The following is a 15,171-nucleotide window of genomic DNA, read 5'->3' on the forward strand; positions in this document are numbered from 1 at the left end:
TTGAGCCGATGACCACGACGACGTCCGAGGCGACCGCGACCCATGAGGTGCTGAACCAGCCGCCGCCGCTGGTGGGCCACGACGTCGCCGCCGATCCGGCCCTGCTGGCCGCGGTCGGCCGGGAGGGTGCGGGCTGGGCCGTCGCCGACGTGCACCGGCTGGGCCGGCTCGCGGGCGGAGCGGAGCCGCAGCGCTGGGCGGACGAGGCGAACCGGTTCGAGCCGCGGCTGCTCACCCACGACCGGTACGGCCACCGCGTCGACGAGGTCGACTTCCACCCGTCCTGGCATCGGCTGATGGACGTCGCGGTCGCGGAGGGGTTGGCGGGCGCGCCGTGGGTGGACCCCCGCCCCGGCGCACACGTGGCCCGCGCCGCCGGGCTGTACGTGTGGAGCCAGGTGGAGGCCGGTCACTCCTGCCCGGTCTCCATGACGTACGCGGTGGTGCCCGCGCTGCGCAACGCGCCGGAGCTGGCCGCGGCGTACGAGCCGCTGCTGACCAGCCGCGTCTACGACCCGGGACTGCGGGCGCCGCTGGGCAAGCGCGGGCTGCTGGCCGGGATGGGGATGACGGAGAAGCAGGGCGGCTCCGACGTACGGGCCAACACCACGTCCGCGGTCCCCGCCGTCGATGGCACGTACCGGCTGCGGGGGCACAAGTGGTTCACCAGCGCGCCGATGTGCGACCTGTTCCTGGTTCTGGCGCAGGCGCCGGACGGGCTGTCGTGCTTCCTGGTGCCCAGGGTGCTGCCGGACGGCACCCGGAACACGTTCCGGATCCAGCGGCTCAAGGACAAGCTCGGCAACCGCAGCAACGCCAGCAGTGAGCCGGAGTTCGACGGCACGGTGGCGTGGCTGGTCGGTGAGGAGGGGCACGGGGTCCGCACGATCATCGAGATGGTCGCGATGACGCGGCTGGACTGCGTGGTCGGTTCGGCGTCCGGGATGCGTGGCGCGCTGGTGCAGGCCGTGCATCACGCGCGGCACCGCCACGCGTTCGGCGGCCCGCTGGCGGACAAGCCTCTGATGCGTAACGTGCTGGCCGACCTGGCGGTGGAATCGGAGGCCGCGACCGTGCTGGCGGTGCGGCTGGCCGGTGCGGTGGACCGTGCGATGCGCGGCGACGCGGCCGAGCAGGCGTTTCGCCGCCTGGCGATCGCGGTCGGCAAGTACTGGGTGTGCAAGCGGCAGCCCGCGGTCGTCGGCGAGGCCCTGGAGTGCCTGGGCGGCAACGGGTATGTCGAGGAGTCGGGCCTGCCGCGGCTGTACCGCGACGCCCCGCTGAACTCGATCTGGGAGGGTTCCGGCAACGTGCAGGCTCTCGACGTGCTGCGGGCGTTGCGCCGGGAGCCGGACAGCCTGGCCGCGTTCTTCGCGGAGGTGGACGCGGCGGCCGGGGCGGACCGGCGCCTGGACGAGGCGGCCGCCCGGCTGCGGGACATGCTGGCCGCCCGGCAGGACCCGGAAGGCCAGGCGCGCCGGGTGGTGGAGCGGATGGCCCTGGTGTTGCAGGGGTCGCTGCTGGTGCGCCACGCTCCGGAGCCCGTTGCCGATGCATTCTGCACCAGCCGGTTGGCCGGGGACAGCTGTCTGGCTTTTGGCACCCTGCCGTCCGGCGTCCACACGGCGGCGCTCGTGGAGCGGGCCGTCCCGGCGTAAGGGCCGCCACACACTGCTCAAGGGAGCCTCAACTGAAGGTTCGCGGGGCCGATGGCACGGTGTGCGATTCGGCAGCCTGTGGCGTTGGTGGCTGGCGGTGGGTGTGCTGTCCACCGGCGGCTACTTCCTGCTTCCCGACCACAGCCTGGCGCGCAGCATCGCCTACAACCTCACCGGCCTGACCTCCAGCATCCTGATCCTGCTGGCGATCCGCCTGCACCGGCCCGAGCGGCGCACCATCTGGTACTGGTTCGCCGTGGGACAGATCATCTGGGTCGTCGGCGACGTGGTCTTCGACTACTACCGGCTCGCGTTGCACGAAGAGCCGTACCCGTCACTGGCGGACGTGTTCTATCTCACCGCGTACCCGATGCTGATCTTCGGGTTGATCCTGCTGGTCCGCGGCGGCCAGCGGCTGGCCCGCCGCGACGTGGCCGGGCTGATCGACGCCGGGATCGTCGGCACCGGCCTGGGCCTGGTGTTCTGGGTGTTCGTGATGGAGCCGACCGCGGTCGGCACCTCCGCGTCCGTGCTGGAGCAGGCGGTCAGCGACGCCTACCCGGCCATGGACGCGCTGATGCTGGCCCTGCTGGCCCGGCTGTTCCTCAGCAGCACGAAACCCACCATGAGTTCCCGGCTGCTCGGCGGCGCCGCGCTGGCACTGCTGGCCGCCGACGTCGCCTTCTCCCTCGTCACGCTGCACACGAACTACGACGTCGGCTTCATCGACGCCGGCTGGCTGCTGTCGTACGTGCTGTGGGCCGCCGCCGCCCTGCATCCGTCGATGCGCGCGACCGGGGACATGCCGGTCATCGGCACCACCCATGTGAACCGGCGCCGGCTCTGGCTGCTCGGCGCCTGCTCCCTGATCGCGCCCGCCATGCTGCTGGTGCCCGACGTCGCCGCGAACGGCCGGGACCGGATCGCCATCGCGCTGTCCGCGGGAGTCCTGTTCCTGCTCGTCGTGCTGCGCATGTCCGGTTTCGTGGCCGAGGTGCAGCGCAAGTCCGGTCAGCTGGCGGACCTGGCGATGCGCGACGACCTGACCGGCCTGGCGAACCGGCGCCGGTTCGAGGAGGCGCTGCGGGCGGAGTTCGTCACCGGATCGCCGCAGGTGGCGTTGTTCGACCTCAACGGCTTCAAGGACGTCAACGACCGGTTCGGCCACGCGGTCGGCGACGAACTGCTGACGATCGTGGCACGCCGGATCACCCGCGTGCTGCGTCCCGACGCGATGGTGGCCCGGATGGGCGGCGACGAGTTCGCGGTACTCATTCCGAACGCCTCGGACCGCGCCGGCAACGCCGTGGTACGGCGGCTCGCCGCCACCTTCCACGCTCCGGTGCACGCGGGCCAGCAGGACCTGCTGGTCGGCGCCAGCATCGGGATCGCGGGCGCCGAAGGCGCGGACGGCCCGATGGAGGTGCTGCGCCGCGCCGACGTGGCCATGTACGAGGCGAAGGGTGCAGGCAACCCGTTCCACCGCTACACCACGGAGCTGGATCAGCACTCGACCGAGCAGGCCCGCTTGGGCGCCGAGCTGCGTGCCGCGCTGGATGCCGGGCAGTTCCAGCTCGTGTACCAGCCGATCGTGGCGCTGCCCACCGGATCTCTGGTGTCGGTGGAGGCGCTGGTGCGCTGGGTGCACCCCGAGCGCGGCTGGGTCTCGCCCGCCGATTTCATCCCGGTGGCCGAGCAGAACGGGCTGATCGTGGAGCTGGGCGCGTGGATTCTGCGTACGGCCTGCGCCCAGGCCGCCGACTGGCGGGCCCGGCTCGGTTCCCGCGCCCCCGCGCGGGTGAACGTCAACGTGTCGGCCCGTCAGCTCGCCGAGCCGGGGTTCGCCGATCTGGTGTCGGCCGCGTTGGCCGACAGCGGTCTGCCTCCGGCCAGCCTGGTCGTTGAGGTGACCGAGACGGCGGTGTTCGAGGGCGGCCGGGCCCAGGAGACGCTGCACGAGCTGCACGCGCTGGGTGTGCTGGTCGCGCTGGACGACTTCGGCACCGGACACTCGTCGCTCGGGCTGCTGCAGACCGTCCCGGTGGACGTGCTGAAGGTCGACAAGTCGTTCGTCGACAACATCACCATGGCGGGACGTCATGCGGTCATCGCGACCGCCCTGATCAACGTCAGCACCGGACTGGGCCTGACCGCGGTGGCCGAAGGCGTGGAGACCGCCGAGCAGGCCGCCGAGCTGCACCGGCTCGGCTACCGGCTGGCCCAGGGATACCACTTCGGCAAGCCGGTGGCCGAACCTGACTTCGGCCCTGCCGAGATCACCGCCGCGGCCTGAGACGGCCCCGGGTCGTTCGCCCGGCGCAGCCCTGGTCGTCGAGGACCAGGGCTGCGCCGGACGGATCAGTGACCGGCCAGCAGGGTGTGCGCCTGCTGGATGCGGGCCCACGACTTGGGCTGGTGCGGGGCGGCGAGTGCCGCCGCGCGCGCCGCGGACGGCGCGGGCGCCGCGGTCAGGGCGGGCTTGGCCGGGGTGAACAGCCACGTCTGGAACAGCGCGCCGAGATCCTTGCCGGAGATCTTCTCGGCCAGCGCCACGAACTCGTCCGTGGTGCCGTTGCCGTACCGGTGGGCGGCGGTCCAGGACCGCAGGATGTCGAAGAACGCGGTGTCGCCGACGGCCAGGCGCAACTGGTGCAGCGTCATCGCGCCGCGGTCGTACACCGCGCCGTCGAAGACGTGGTCGGCGCCCGGATTGCCCGGCGTCACCGACCAGAACGGGCTGTCCGCCGGGTACTGGGCGTACGTGTAGTCGAACAGCTCCTGCGCGGTGCCCTCGCCCTGCTGCTGCGACCACAGCCATTCCGCGTAGCTGGCGAAGCCCTCGTTGAGCCAGATGTGCTTCCACTGGGCGACCGAGACGGAGTCACCGAACCACTGGTGGGCGAGCTCGTGCACGACCACGTAGGTGTTCGAGCCGCTGCGGAAGAACTTGGACGAGTAGACCGGCCGGGTCTGGTTCTCCAGCGCGAAGCCGACCGTGCCGGGCGGGGCGACCACACCGCCCTGCGCCTCGAACGGGTACGGCCCGAAGACCCCGCTCTCCCAGTCGATCACTTCGGCGGTCCGCTCCACGCTGGCCCGGGCGGCGTCCGCGAAGTCCGGCGTCAGCAGCTTCGAGTACGCGGTGAGCACCGGCTGGCCGTTGGGCGCGGTGTCCGTGCTGATGTCGTACTGGCCGATGGCCAGGAACGCCAGGTAGGTGGCCATGGGCTTGACGGAGCGCCAGTTCCACCTGGTCCAGCCGGCGATCTCCTCCGACGGCGGGCGAGGCTGCACCCCGTTGCTGAGGACCTGGATGCCGTCGGGGACGGCCACGGAGATGTCGAACGTCGCCTTGTCCGACGGGTGGTCGTTGCTGGGGAACCACCACCACGCCATCTCGGGCTCGCCTACCGCGAGCGCACCGTCGGCCGTACGGGTCCATGCGGTGAACCCCTCGGCCCGCTTGCCGGACGGCACCCCGGAGTACTGGACCACGACCGTCATCGCCTGCCCGGCGGCGATGCTGCGCGGCGGGGTGACGACGAGCTCATGGTCGCCGGTACGGGTGGCGGTCGCGACCCGGTTGTTCACCCGCACGCTCGTGACGTCGAGGACGAAGTCCAGGTCGAAGCTGCTCAGATCCTGCGTGGCGGTGGCCAGGATGGTGGTGGTGCCGGTCAGCGTGTCGGTGTCGGGGCGGTAGCGCAGCCGGATGTCGTAGTGCGAGACGTCGTACCCGGAGTTGCCGTAGTCCGGGAAGTACTCGTCTCCGAGGCCGGCGGCGCCGGCCGCGGGGGTGGCGAGGGCGGGGACGGCGGTCCCCACGAGGGTGGCGGCTGTGGCGATCAGGGCCACGAGCGCTCGTCGCACGGTGCCAGGTCCTTCCGTCGGCGGACCGGGTCGCGGTCCGGCAGGTCGAGAGGGTCACCGGAGAACCTATCGAACTTCGTCGATTCGCGCCGTGGAACGTCAGTCCTCGGTCGCCGTGATCACCGCGGCCGGGCAACGCTGCACCGCGAGCCGCACGGCCGCGTGCTGCGCGGGCGGCGGCGCCGGGTCGAGCAGCACCACGACCGCCTCGTCCGGATCCTGGTCGAAGACGGCCGGGGCGGTCAGCGCGCACATCCCCGACCCGATGCACAGACTGGTGTCCACGGCGACCTTCATCGAACCCTCCACACTGTACGGACAGGGCGTGACCGCACCAACACTGCCCGTTGAATCGAAGGTGGTCAATGGTGTGTCCGCCGGGGGATCCATCATGATCATCGCCACATCCACCCGGCGGGCAAATCCGACTGTCCCCACGACGAGGGACGGAAACCATACAACTCTGCCCGCCGGGTCCGCCCTGCTCCTAGCCTGTGTTCGAACCGTCGGGCCACCGGCGGTGTACACACTGGGGACGACCACGAGCGCCGGAGACTGACATGACGGTCACCCACCACCCGACCCGTACCTCCCCCACCTCCCCAGCCACGCTGGCCCGCGTGGCCCTGTGGGCCACCCTCGTGGTCAACGTGCTGATCGTGGAGGTGATGTTCTTCGCCTCCCCGCCCGCCAAGAACCACGTACTGGGGGTCGGCAAGTTCGTCGGCCTGCACGCCGCCCTGCTGATCTTCCTGCAGCTGATCCTCGTGGCCCGGGTGCCGTGGCTGGACCGGCGGATCGGCATGGACAAGCTGACCTCATGGCACCGCTGGGTCGGTTTCACCCTGTTCTGGACGATCGTCACCCACGCGATGCTGATCGTCGCCGGGTTCTCCGTCCTGGACAAGGTCTCCCCGCTGCGCACGTTCGCCGCGCTGGCCGGGGTGCCCGCGTCGCTGCTCGGCATGCTCGCGCTGCTGGCCATCGTCGTGGCGGTCACCGCCTCGATCCGGGCCGCCCGCCGCCGCGTGCAGTACGAGACCTGGCACGCCATCCACCTCGTGCTGTATCTCGCGCTCGCCCTGGCGCTGGTGCACCAGTTCCTGGAAGGCACCACGTTCCGCACCTCGGCCGCCGCGACGCTGTACTGGTGGGCCCTGTGGGCGTTCTCGGTGGGCACCTTCCTCACCGGCCGGGTGATCGTCCCGCTGGTCCGCAACTCCCGCCACCAGCTGCGCGTCGCCGCCGTGGTGCCCGAGTCGGACACCACCGTCTCGGTGCACGTCACCGGCCGCCGCCTCGACGAGCTGCCCGCCCGGGCCGGACAGTTCATGCTGTGGCGCTTCCCCGGCTTCCGGCCGATCTGGCAGGTCAACCCGTTCTCGCTGTCGTCCGCGCCGGACGGGCGCTCGCTGCGGCTCACCGCGAAGGCCGTCGGCACCGGCAGCGCCGGGCTGCGCGACATCCCGGTCGGCACCCGGGTGTTCGCCGAGGGCCCGTACGGCGCGTTCACCGCGGTGCAGAAGACCCGCGAGGACACGCTGCTCATCGCGGGCGGCATCGGCATCACCCCGATCCGGGCCCTGCTGGACGATCCCACGCTCACCGGCGACATCGTCGTGCTGTACCGGGTGCACACCGAGGCCGACGCCGTGCTGCTCGCCGAGATGCGGGCGATCGCCGACGCCCGGGGGGCCCGGCTGCACCTGCTCACCGGCCGCACCGGGCCGGGCAACCAGCCGCTGAGCCCGGGCGGGCTGCACTCCCTGGTCCCGGACATCACCGAACGCGACGTGTACGTCTGCGGCCCGGTCGCCATGACGGACGCGGTCGTGCGCAGCCTGCGCAGCCTCGGGGTGCCCCGCCGCCAGGTGCACGCCGAGCGGTTCGCCCTGGCGAGCTGATCCGCCCGGCGCCCGGCCGTGCAGCGCCGGGCGCCGTCGCCGAAACGTGCCCGGCACGAAGGTTTCCTCGACGGTTCGGGCATGTTGGGATTGGTGCGTCGTCCCACCCCCCGGACCCCCGCGAGGAGACTGCCGCGATGCTCAATCTCTCCGTCCTGCTGGAGGACAGCGCCCGCCACTACCCCGAACGGGCCGCGGTCGTGCTGGGCCCGCAGCGCCTGACGTACGCGCAGGTCGACGCGGCGGCCAACCAGGTGGCGAACCTGCTGGCGGCGCGCGGCGTCCGCCCCGGCGACAAGGTGGCCCTGTCCTGTCCGAATCTGCCCTACTTCCCGGTCGTCTACTACGGAATCCTCAAGGCCGGTGCAGTCGTGGTGCCGCTGAACGTCCTGCTCAAGGGCCGGGAGGTCGCGTACCACCTGGCGGACAGCGAGGCGAAGGCGTACTTCTGTTTCGAGGGCACCGCCGAGCTGCCGATGGGCGCCGCAGGCCACGCCGGGTTCAGCCAGGTGCCGGGGTGCGAGCACTTCTTCCTCATCACCGCGGACCCGGCCGCCGCATCGCCGATCGAGGGCGCCGAGACGATGGGTGCCGCGCTCGAGGGGCAGCCGCCGACGTTCGAGACGGTGCTGGCCGCCGAGACCGACCCGGCGGTGATCCTGTACACCAGCGGCACGACCGGGCAGGCCAAGGGCGCGGAGCTGTCCCATTCGAACCTGATCCTCAACGCGCTGACCTCCAACCGGCTGTTCCAGGCCAAGCCGGGCACGGACACCCACCTGCTGGTGCTGCCGCTGTTCCACTCGTTCGGCTCGACGGTCAACATGAACGCCGGTTTCGCGGTCGCCGCCACCCTGGTGCTGCTGCCCCGCTTCGAGCCGGCGGCGGCGGTCAAGCTGTTCGAGCAGGAGGAGATCACGTTCTTCGCGGGCGTGCCCACGATGTACTGGGGGCTGCTCAACGCGCTCACCGACGGGGTGGACGTCGAGCGCATCGCCCGCAACCTGCGGGTCGCGGTCTCCGGCGGCTCCAGCCTGCCGATCGAGATCATCCGGCAGGTCAAGGACCGGCTCGGCGTGCAGATCCTGGAGGGGTACGGGCTGTCCGAGACCTCGCCGGTGGCCACGTTCTCCGACCCGGACAGCGAGCCCCGCGCCGGTTCGATCGGCGTCCCGATCTGGGGCGTGCAGGTGAAGCTGATCGACGAGAACTGGAACACCGTGACCGGCTCGGACGAGATCGGCGAGATCGCCATCCGCGGCCACAACATCATGCGCGGCTACTACAACCGGCCCGAGGCCACCGCCGAGGTGATGAAGGACGGCTGGTTCCGTACGGGTGACCTCGCCCGCCGCGACAAGGACGGCTTCTACTACATCGTCGACCGGGCCAAGGACATGATCATCCGCGGTGGTTTCAACGTGTACCCGCGCGAGATCGAAGAGGTCCTGATGACCCATGAGGCGGTCTCGCTCGCCGCGGTCATCGGCGTGCCGCACCCCCAGCACGGCGAGGAGGTCAAGGCGTACGTGATCCGCACCGACGGCGCCACGATCACCGAGGACGAGCTGGTCGGCTGGGCCAAGGAGCAGATGGCCGCGTACAAGTATCCGCGGGTCGTGGCGTTCGTCGACTCGCTGCCCATGACCGCCACCGGCAAGCTGCTGAAACGTCAGCTGAGCTGACCGGACGGCCGCACACGCGCGGCCGACCGACCGGTACGGCGACGCGCCCGGTGGACCATCGCGCCGGGCGCGCGGCCATGTCCGTAGACTCGGCCGGCCAGCCGCCCGATCGCCCCGGGCGGTACCGCCGCCAGGAAGATCATCTGTTGCGGCGGTGCCGCACAGTGTGAGGGTGACAGGTCGTACACGCACGGCACCGACGGAGGAAGCTTGCCCACCGACCAGCTCGACCGGCCGCGGGTCGCGCACGACGTCGCGCCGGCCCGTGGTGCCCGGGTCCTGCACCGGATCGGCGCCCTGCGCCACACCTCGCCCGGCCGCCTTCAGCTGATCCTCGCCGGGCTGCTCGCCCTGGGGCTGCTCACCGGCCTGGTCAGCGGGCTGGCCGCGCGCGCCGCCGCGACCGGCACCACCGACCTCGGAGGGCGGGCCCAGCCGCTGCTGATCGAGGCCGAGACGATCTACTCGGCGCTCGCCGACGCCGACACCACGGCCGCGCAGGCATTCCTCGCGGGCGGGCTGGAGCCTCCCGGGCTGACCGACCTCTACAACAAGGACCTGCAACGGGCCACCACCGCGCTGGCCTCGGCCGCCCGGCGTACCCCGCAGGGCGGCCCGAGCGCCGAGGCCATCCGCGAGCTCTCCTCCGGCGTCGCCCGCTACGCGGCGCTGGTGGCCACGGCACGCGCCAACAACCGGCAGGGGCTGCCGGTCGGGGCCGCGTACCTGTCGGAGGCCTCCACCCTCAACCGCGACACCCTGCTGCCCCAGGCGCAGACGCTGTTCAGGACCGCCCAGGCCGAGGTCGACGCCGGGTACGGCGACGCCCGCAGCAGCGTCTGGGTGAGCCTGCTGGCGCTGCTGCTGGTCGCGCTGCTGGTGGCGCTGGTGCTCGCCCAGCGGTACCTGAGCCGCACCACGCACCGGACGTTCAACCTGCCGCTGCTGGCCGCGACCGTGGTCACCGCGGTGCTGGCGCTGGGCGCGGGCGGCGTCCTCGCCCACCAGCGAGCGCATCTGCACACCGCGGACACCGAAGGGTCCGCACCGGTCGCCCAGCTCGCCGAGGCTCGGATCCTCGCCCTGCGTGAGCGCGGCGACGAGGCGCTGACCCTGGCGGCCCGCAGCGGCGACGACGCGCCGATCCCGGACCCGCGTGGCGGCCCGCGCACGTACGAAGCGGACTTCACCGCGGTCGACCAGCAGCTGCATGAGCTGCTCGACCGGCTCGCGGCCGACCTGGACGGCCCGGCCGCCTCGTCCGTGGGCGAAGCCGGCCGGCAGCTCACCGGCTACACCGCGGCGCACACCAAGGTGCGCACGCTGGCCAAGGACGGCGACTACGACGCCGCGGTGGGCCTCGCCATCAGCGACGCCACCTCGGCGACGTTCGGCGCCGGCACCCAGGCGATCGGCGACGCGCTGGCCGACCGCAGGGCCGCGTTCACGGATGCGATCGGTACGGCCGGGAACGGCCTGGGCGTGGTCACCGTGCTCGGCCCGCTGCTCGCGCTGCTCGTCTGCGGCCTGGCAGTCGCCGGGATCCGTACCCGACTGGAGGAGTACCGGTGACCCGCCCGAAACTGGCAGCCACCCGCGCCGCCCTGGCCGTGACGGTGCTGTGTGCCACGGCGGCCCTCACGGGATGCACCGCCGTCGACCCCCCGCCCGCGGTGCAGGCCGCGGCCACCCCCGCGTCGTCCACGCCCGCCGCCCCGGACACGTCCTGCCAGCCGCGGCGCAGTCTCCGGCCCAGCGGCGCTCTGCCGCAGCCGGGCAGGATGCCCGCGGGCACGTTCATGGCGCAGATCCAGAAGAGGGGCCGGCTGGTGCTCGGGACCAGCCAGGACACGCTGCTGTTCAGCTCGCGCAACCCGTTCACCGGGGCGGTCGAGGGCTTCGACGTGGACATGGGCCGCCAGATCGCCGAGGCGATCTTCGGGGACCCGAACAAACTGCAAATCAAGGTCATCGGGAACGACAAGCGGCTGGACGACGCCGAAGACGGCACGGTCGACCTGGTGGCGTACACGATGACGATGAACTGCGAGCGGTGGAACAGGGTGTACTTCTCCACCGTCTACTACGACGCCGGGCAGAAGGTCCTGGTCTCCACGAACTCGGGGGCCAAGAGCATCGCCGACCTCGGCGGTAAGCGCGTCTGCGCGCCCACCGGCTCCACGTCCCTGAAGAACCTCGAAAAGCTGACCCCCCAGCCGAAGGCGGTGGGACGGCCGAGCTTCGGCGACTGCCTGGTCGCGTTCCAGCAGAACGAGGTCGAGGCGATCAGCACCGACGACACGATCCTCGCCGGGCTGGCCGCCCAGGACCCGTACGCGAAGGTGGTCGGCGAACGGTTCACCGAGGAGCCGTACGGCATGGCGATGTCGCAGAAGCACCCCGAGTTCACCCGGTTCGTCAACGCCGTGCTGGAGCGCAACCGCGCCAACGGCACCTGGAAGCGCACGTACGATCGGTGGCTCGGCCGGTTCGGGGCCGCCCCTCAGCCGCCCGTCGCCGAGTACAAGGACTGACCCGGCGATGACCGCACCCGCCGCCGAGCTGCTGGCCCGCGCCGACACGGAGTTGCGGCGCCTGGAGGCCGCCGCCACGGCCGTCGCCGCGAACCTGGTGGACCTCGACGACAACGCCGCCCGCAAGGAGCTGGACAGCACCCGGCTGGCCGGGGCCACCGCCACGGCGTGGGCCGACGCGACCGCCGCGCTGACCCAGCTGTGGGACGGCTACGGCCTGCTCACCGCGCTGACGACCGGCGCCCGGGCGGCCCGCGAGCAGCGCCGGTTCGGCGACGCGGAGAAGGCCGCGTACGTGGAGCAGGTGCTGGGCCGCTCGATCACGCTGTCCACCGCCACGGTCCCGCTGGCGCAGCGGGGGCTGCTCGGCGCCGGGCAGGTCAGCACCACGTGCACCCCGGCGGAGCTGCTCGCGGCGATGGAGGCGGCGTTCGCGACCGTGGTGGACGTCGCCACCCGCGCCGGTGAGGTCTGGCAGCGGCTGCTGCCGCGCGCCGCCGAACTCGCCGCGGCCCTGGACCGGGTCCGGGCACTGGCCGGGGCCGCGGGCGGCGCCACCCTGGCGGAGGCCGACCGCCGTCTCGGCGAGGTCACGGCCGCGTTGGCCACGGACCCGCTGGGCTGCGACGAGAGTGGCCTGACCGCGGTCCGGGCGCTGATCGACCGGGCCGATGCCGAGCGCACCTCGGCGGCCGAGCTGCGCGAGGCGCTGGCCCGGCGGCTCGCCGACGCGCACACCCTCGCCGGGGAACTGGCCGAGGCCGGCCGGGCCGCGCAGGCCGCCGCGGACGCGGTGGCCGGCCGGTTCACCGGCGTCAGCGACCCCGAGCCGGGCCCCGACCTCGGGCCCGACCTGGCGGCGATCGACGCGCTCGCCACGGCCGGGCACTGGTCGCTGCTCAGCCCCCGGCTGGCCGACTGGACCCGCCACGCCCGGCACCGCCTCGACACCGTTCGCGACGCCGCCGGCCGCAACTCCGGGCTGCTCGCGGCACGCAACGAGCTGCGCGGGCGGTTCGACGCGTACCAGGCCAAGGCCGCCCGGCGCGGCGCCGCCGAGGACGCCACGCTGACCCCGCTCGCCGAGGCCGCCCGCGCGGCGCTGTGGACCGCCCCGTGCGACCTCGACGCCGCCCGCGCGGCCGTCAACGCCTACCAGGACGCGGTCACCGCGCTCACCGCCACGCAACTCAGGGATGGCCAGCAATGAGGTGCCCACGCGACTGCCCGGGGACGATCGAGGACGGCTACTGCGACACCTGCGGCATGGCGCCGCCCGCGGCGGTCCCGGCCACGGCGGCCGCAGACGCCGCCCCGGCGGCGACCGGTCCCGCCGGAAGCATCGCCGCGACCACCTCCGGCGCCGGCGGCACGAGCGGCGGCGGGCTGCCCGCGCAGCGCACCGCTACCGCGCCGTCCGTGCGTACCGGGGCGCTTTCGACCCGTACCAGCGGGTCGAGGGGCTCGGGCAGCAGCCGTACCGGCAGCCGGCGGCGCCGTTTCGGCGGCGGCCTGGTCGACGTCGCGCCGCTGCCGCAGCGCGACCCGTCGACCGCCGTCATGGCGATCGCGCAGGTGCCCGAGGACAAGCGGTACTGCGCCAAGTGCGGCAAGCCGGTCGGGCGCGCCCGCGGTGAGCGGCCCGGCCGCTCCGCCGGGTTCTGCCCGTCCTGCGGCGAACCGTTCGACTTCACCCCGAAACTGTCCAAGGGCGACCTCGTCGGCGGCCAGTACGAGGTGGTCGGCCCGCTCGCGCACGGCGGCCTCGGCTGGATCTACCTGGCCGTGGACAAGAACGTCTCCGACCGGTGGGTGGTGCTCAAGGGCCTGCTCAACTCCGGTGACGAGGACGCCCTGGCCGCCGCGGTGGCCGAACGGCGCTTCCTGGCCGAGGTGGAACACCCGAACATCGTCAAGATCTACAACTTCGTCGAGCACGACGGCGCCGGGTACATCGTCATGGAGTACGTCGGCGGCGAATCGCTCAAGAGCATGCTCAAGGCCCGGATGACGGCCAACGCGGGCAATCCCGACCCGCTGCCGGTCGACCAGGCCCTCGCGTACGTGCTGGAGATCATGCCCGCGTTCGGCTACCTGCACGACCGTGGCCTGATCTTCTGCGACTTCAAGCCCGACAACGTCATCCAGACCGGCGACCAGGTCAAACTCATCGACCTCGGCGGTGTCGTCCGCGTCGACGACCTGGACTCGGCCATCTACGGCACGATCGGCTACCAGGCCCCGGAGATGGCCACCGCGGGCCCGTCGATCCAGTCGGACGTGTACACGATCGGGCGCACGCTCGCGGTGCTGACCACGGACTTCCGCGGCTACCAGAGCACGTACAAGGACAGCCTGCCGGACCGCGGCGAGTTCGCGGTGTACCGCCGGTTCGAGTCGTACTACCGGCTGTTGCAGCGGGCCACCCGCACCGATCCGGCCGAGCGGTTCGTCGACGCGGCCGAGCTGAGCGATCAGATGCTCGGCGTGCTGCGGGAGGTCCTCGCCGCCGGCGGCGAACCGCACCCGGCGCAGTCGCGGCTGTTCACCGGAGAACTGCGCACCGACTCGCGCACCGACGAGCCGAACTGGCGGTTCCTGCCCGCCCCGCTGATCGACCTCACCGACCCGGCGGCCGCATTCCTCGCCTCGGTCACCGTGACCGACCCGCAGGAGGTCCTCACGCTGCTCGGCAAGGCCCCGGAGAACACCATCGAGGTGCAGTTGCGGGCGTTGCGGGCGCTCATCGACCTGGGCGCGGCGAGCGAGACCGACGACCCGTTCGCCGACGCCCGCCGGATGCGCGACACGATCGCCGCGGGCGCCGCCGCGGACTGGCGCCTCGCCTGGTACGACGGGGTGCTGGCGCTCGCCGGCGGCGACACCGGCACCGCGGTGGCCCGGTTCGACGCGGTGTACTCCGCGCTGCCCGGCGAGCACGCGCCCAAGCTGGCGCTGGCGCTGGCGTACGAGATGGCGGGGCGGCCGGGCGACGCCGCGGGCTACTACGACGTGGTGAGCCGGACGGACCCGGCGTACACGACCGCGGCCGGGGGGCTGGCCCGGTGCCGGCTGGCGGCCGGGGATCGCGGCGGGGCCGTGGAGGCGTACAACCGGGTGCCGGGGACGTCGTCGGCGTTCCGCAGCTCCCAGGTCGGCGCGGTGCGCGCCCTGGTGCGCCCGCACCCCGGCGCCGCCGCGGACGCGACCGCGCTGGCCGCCGCCGCGGCACTCATCGACAAACTGGAGGTGGAGGCGGCCCAGCTGGCCCTTCTGCGTTCCGAGTTGCTGGAGCAGGCGCTGCAGGCACTCGCGGCGGGCGGCGCCGTTCCGGCGGCCGTGCTGGGCGGCAGCGCGGCGAACAACGGCGCCGCGACGGACCGCGACGTGCGGTTCGCGCTGGAGGCCGCGTACCGGGAGATGGCGCACGCGGCGCACGGCGCGGAGAAGATCCGCCTGGTGGACCTGGCCAACGCGGCGCGTCCGCGGACCCGTACCTGATGTCCGAGGAGGAGTCCGG

General features: G+C 72.7%; 10 protein-coding genes. 8 read left to right on the forward strand and 2 right to left on the reverse strand.

From position 1 onward, the window contains the following. Positions 1-8: 8 nt before the first annotated feature. Together ACMCNK_RS07540 and ACMCNK_RS07545 are read left to right on the forward strand one after the other, a co-directional pair. Complete coding sequence (locus ACMCNK_RS07540) at positions 9-1,658, forward strand: acyl-CoA dehydrogenase family protein (RefSeq protein ID WP_412735665.1); 1,650 nt, start codon at positions 9-11, stop codon at positions 1,656-1,658. Between the two features lie 61 nt (positions 1,659-1,719). Further along, positions 1,720-3,951, forward strand: coding sequence for a putative bifunctional diguanylate cyclase/phosphodiesterase (locus ACMCNK_RS07545; protein ID WP_412735666.1), 2,232 nt, complete (start codon positions 1,720-1,722; stop codon positions 3,949-3,951). Positions 3,952-4,016: 65 nt separating this feature from the next. Here ACMCNK_RS07545 and ACMCNK_RS07550 read toward each other — a convergent pair whose 3' ends face one another. Together ACMCNK_RS07550 and ACMCNK_RS07555 are read right to left on the reverse strand one after the other, a co-directional pair. Beyond that, entirely contained in the window at positions 4,017-5,528 is a 1,512-nt protein-coding gene (locus ACMCNK_RS07550) for a M1 family metallopeptidase (protein WP_412735667.1), read from the reverse strand. Positions 5,529-5,627: 99 nt separating this feature from the next. Further along, a complete protein-coding gene (locus tag ACMCNK_RS07555; RefSeq protein WP_412735668.1) occupies positions 5,628-5,825 on the reverse strand; it encodes a ferredoxin in 198 nt (65 codons plus the stop codon). A 263-nt stretch (positions 5,826-6,088) separates the two neighbouring features. Between ACMCNK_RS07555 and ACMCNK_RS07560 the strand changes: the two genes are divergently transcribed. The 6 genes from ACMCNK_RS07560 to ACMCNK_RS07585 all read left to right on the forward strand — a co-directional run bounded on the left by ACMCNK_RS07560 (position 6,089) and on the right by ACMCNK_RS07585 (position 15,152). Next, positions 6,089-7,432, forward strand: coding sequence for a ferric reductase-like transmembrane domain-containing protein (locus ACMCNK_RS07560; RefSeq protein WP_412735669.1), 1,344 nt, complete (start codon positions 6,089-6,091; stop codon positions 7,430-7,432). A 137-nt stretch (positions 7,433-7,569) separates the two neighbouring features. Beyond that, complete coding sequence (locus ACMCNK_RS07565; protein ID WP_412735670.1) at positions 7,570-9,117, forward strand: long-chain-fatty-acid--CoA ligase; 1,548 nt, start codon at positions 7,570-7,572, stop codon at positions 9,115-9,117. Between the two features lie 210 nt (positions 9,118-9,327). After that, positions 9,328-10,689, forward strand: coding sequence for a hypothetical protein (locus tag ACMCNK_RS07570; protein ID WP_412735671.1), 1,362 nt, complete (start codon positions 9,328-9,330; stop codon positions 10,687-10,689). Beyond that, complete coding sequence (locus ACMCNK_RS07575; protein ID WP_412735672.1) at positions 10,686-11,651, forward strand: glutamate ABC transporter substrate-binding protein; 966 nt, start codon at positions 10,686-10,688, stop codon at positions 11,649-11,651. Before ACMCNK_RS07570 ends, ACMCNK_RS07575 begins: the two co-directional genes overlap by 4 nt. 7 nt (positions 11,652-11,658) lie before the next feature. Further along, entirely contained in the window at positions 11,659-12,861 is a 1,203-nt protein-coding gene (locus tag ACMCNK_RS07580) for a hypothetical protein (RefSeq protein WP_412735673.1), read from the forward strand. Further along, on the forward strand, positions 12,858-15,152 hold the full coding sequence (locus tag ACMCNK_RS07585; RefSeq protein WP_412735674.1) for a tetratricopeptide repeat protein: 2,295 nt from the start codon (positions 12,858-12,860) through the stop codon (positions 15,150-15,152). Before ACMCNK_RS07580 ends, ACMCNK_RS07585 begins: the two co-directional genes overlap by 4 nt. The last annotated feature ends 19 nt before the right edge of the window (positions 15,153-15,171 follow it).

This window comes from Krasilnikovia sp. MM14-A1259, assembly GCF_047159535.1.
GTDB lineage: Bacteria > Actinomycetota > Actinomycetes > Mycobacteriales > Micromonosporaceae > Actinoplanes.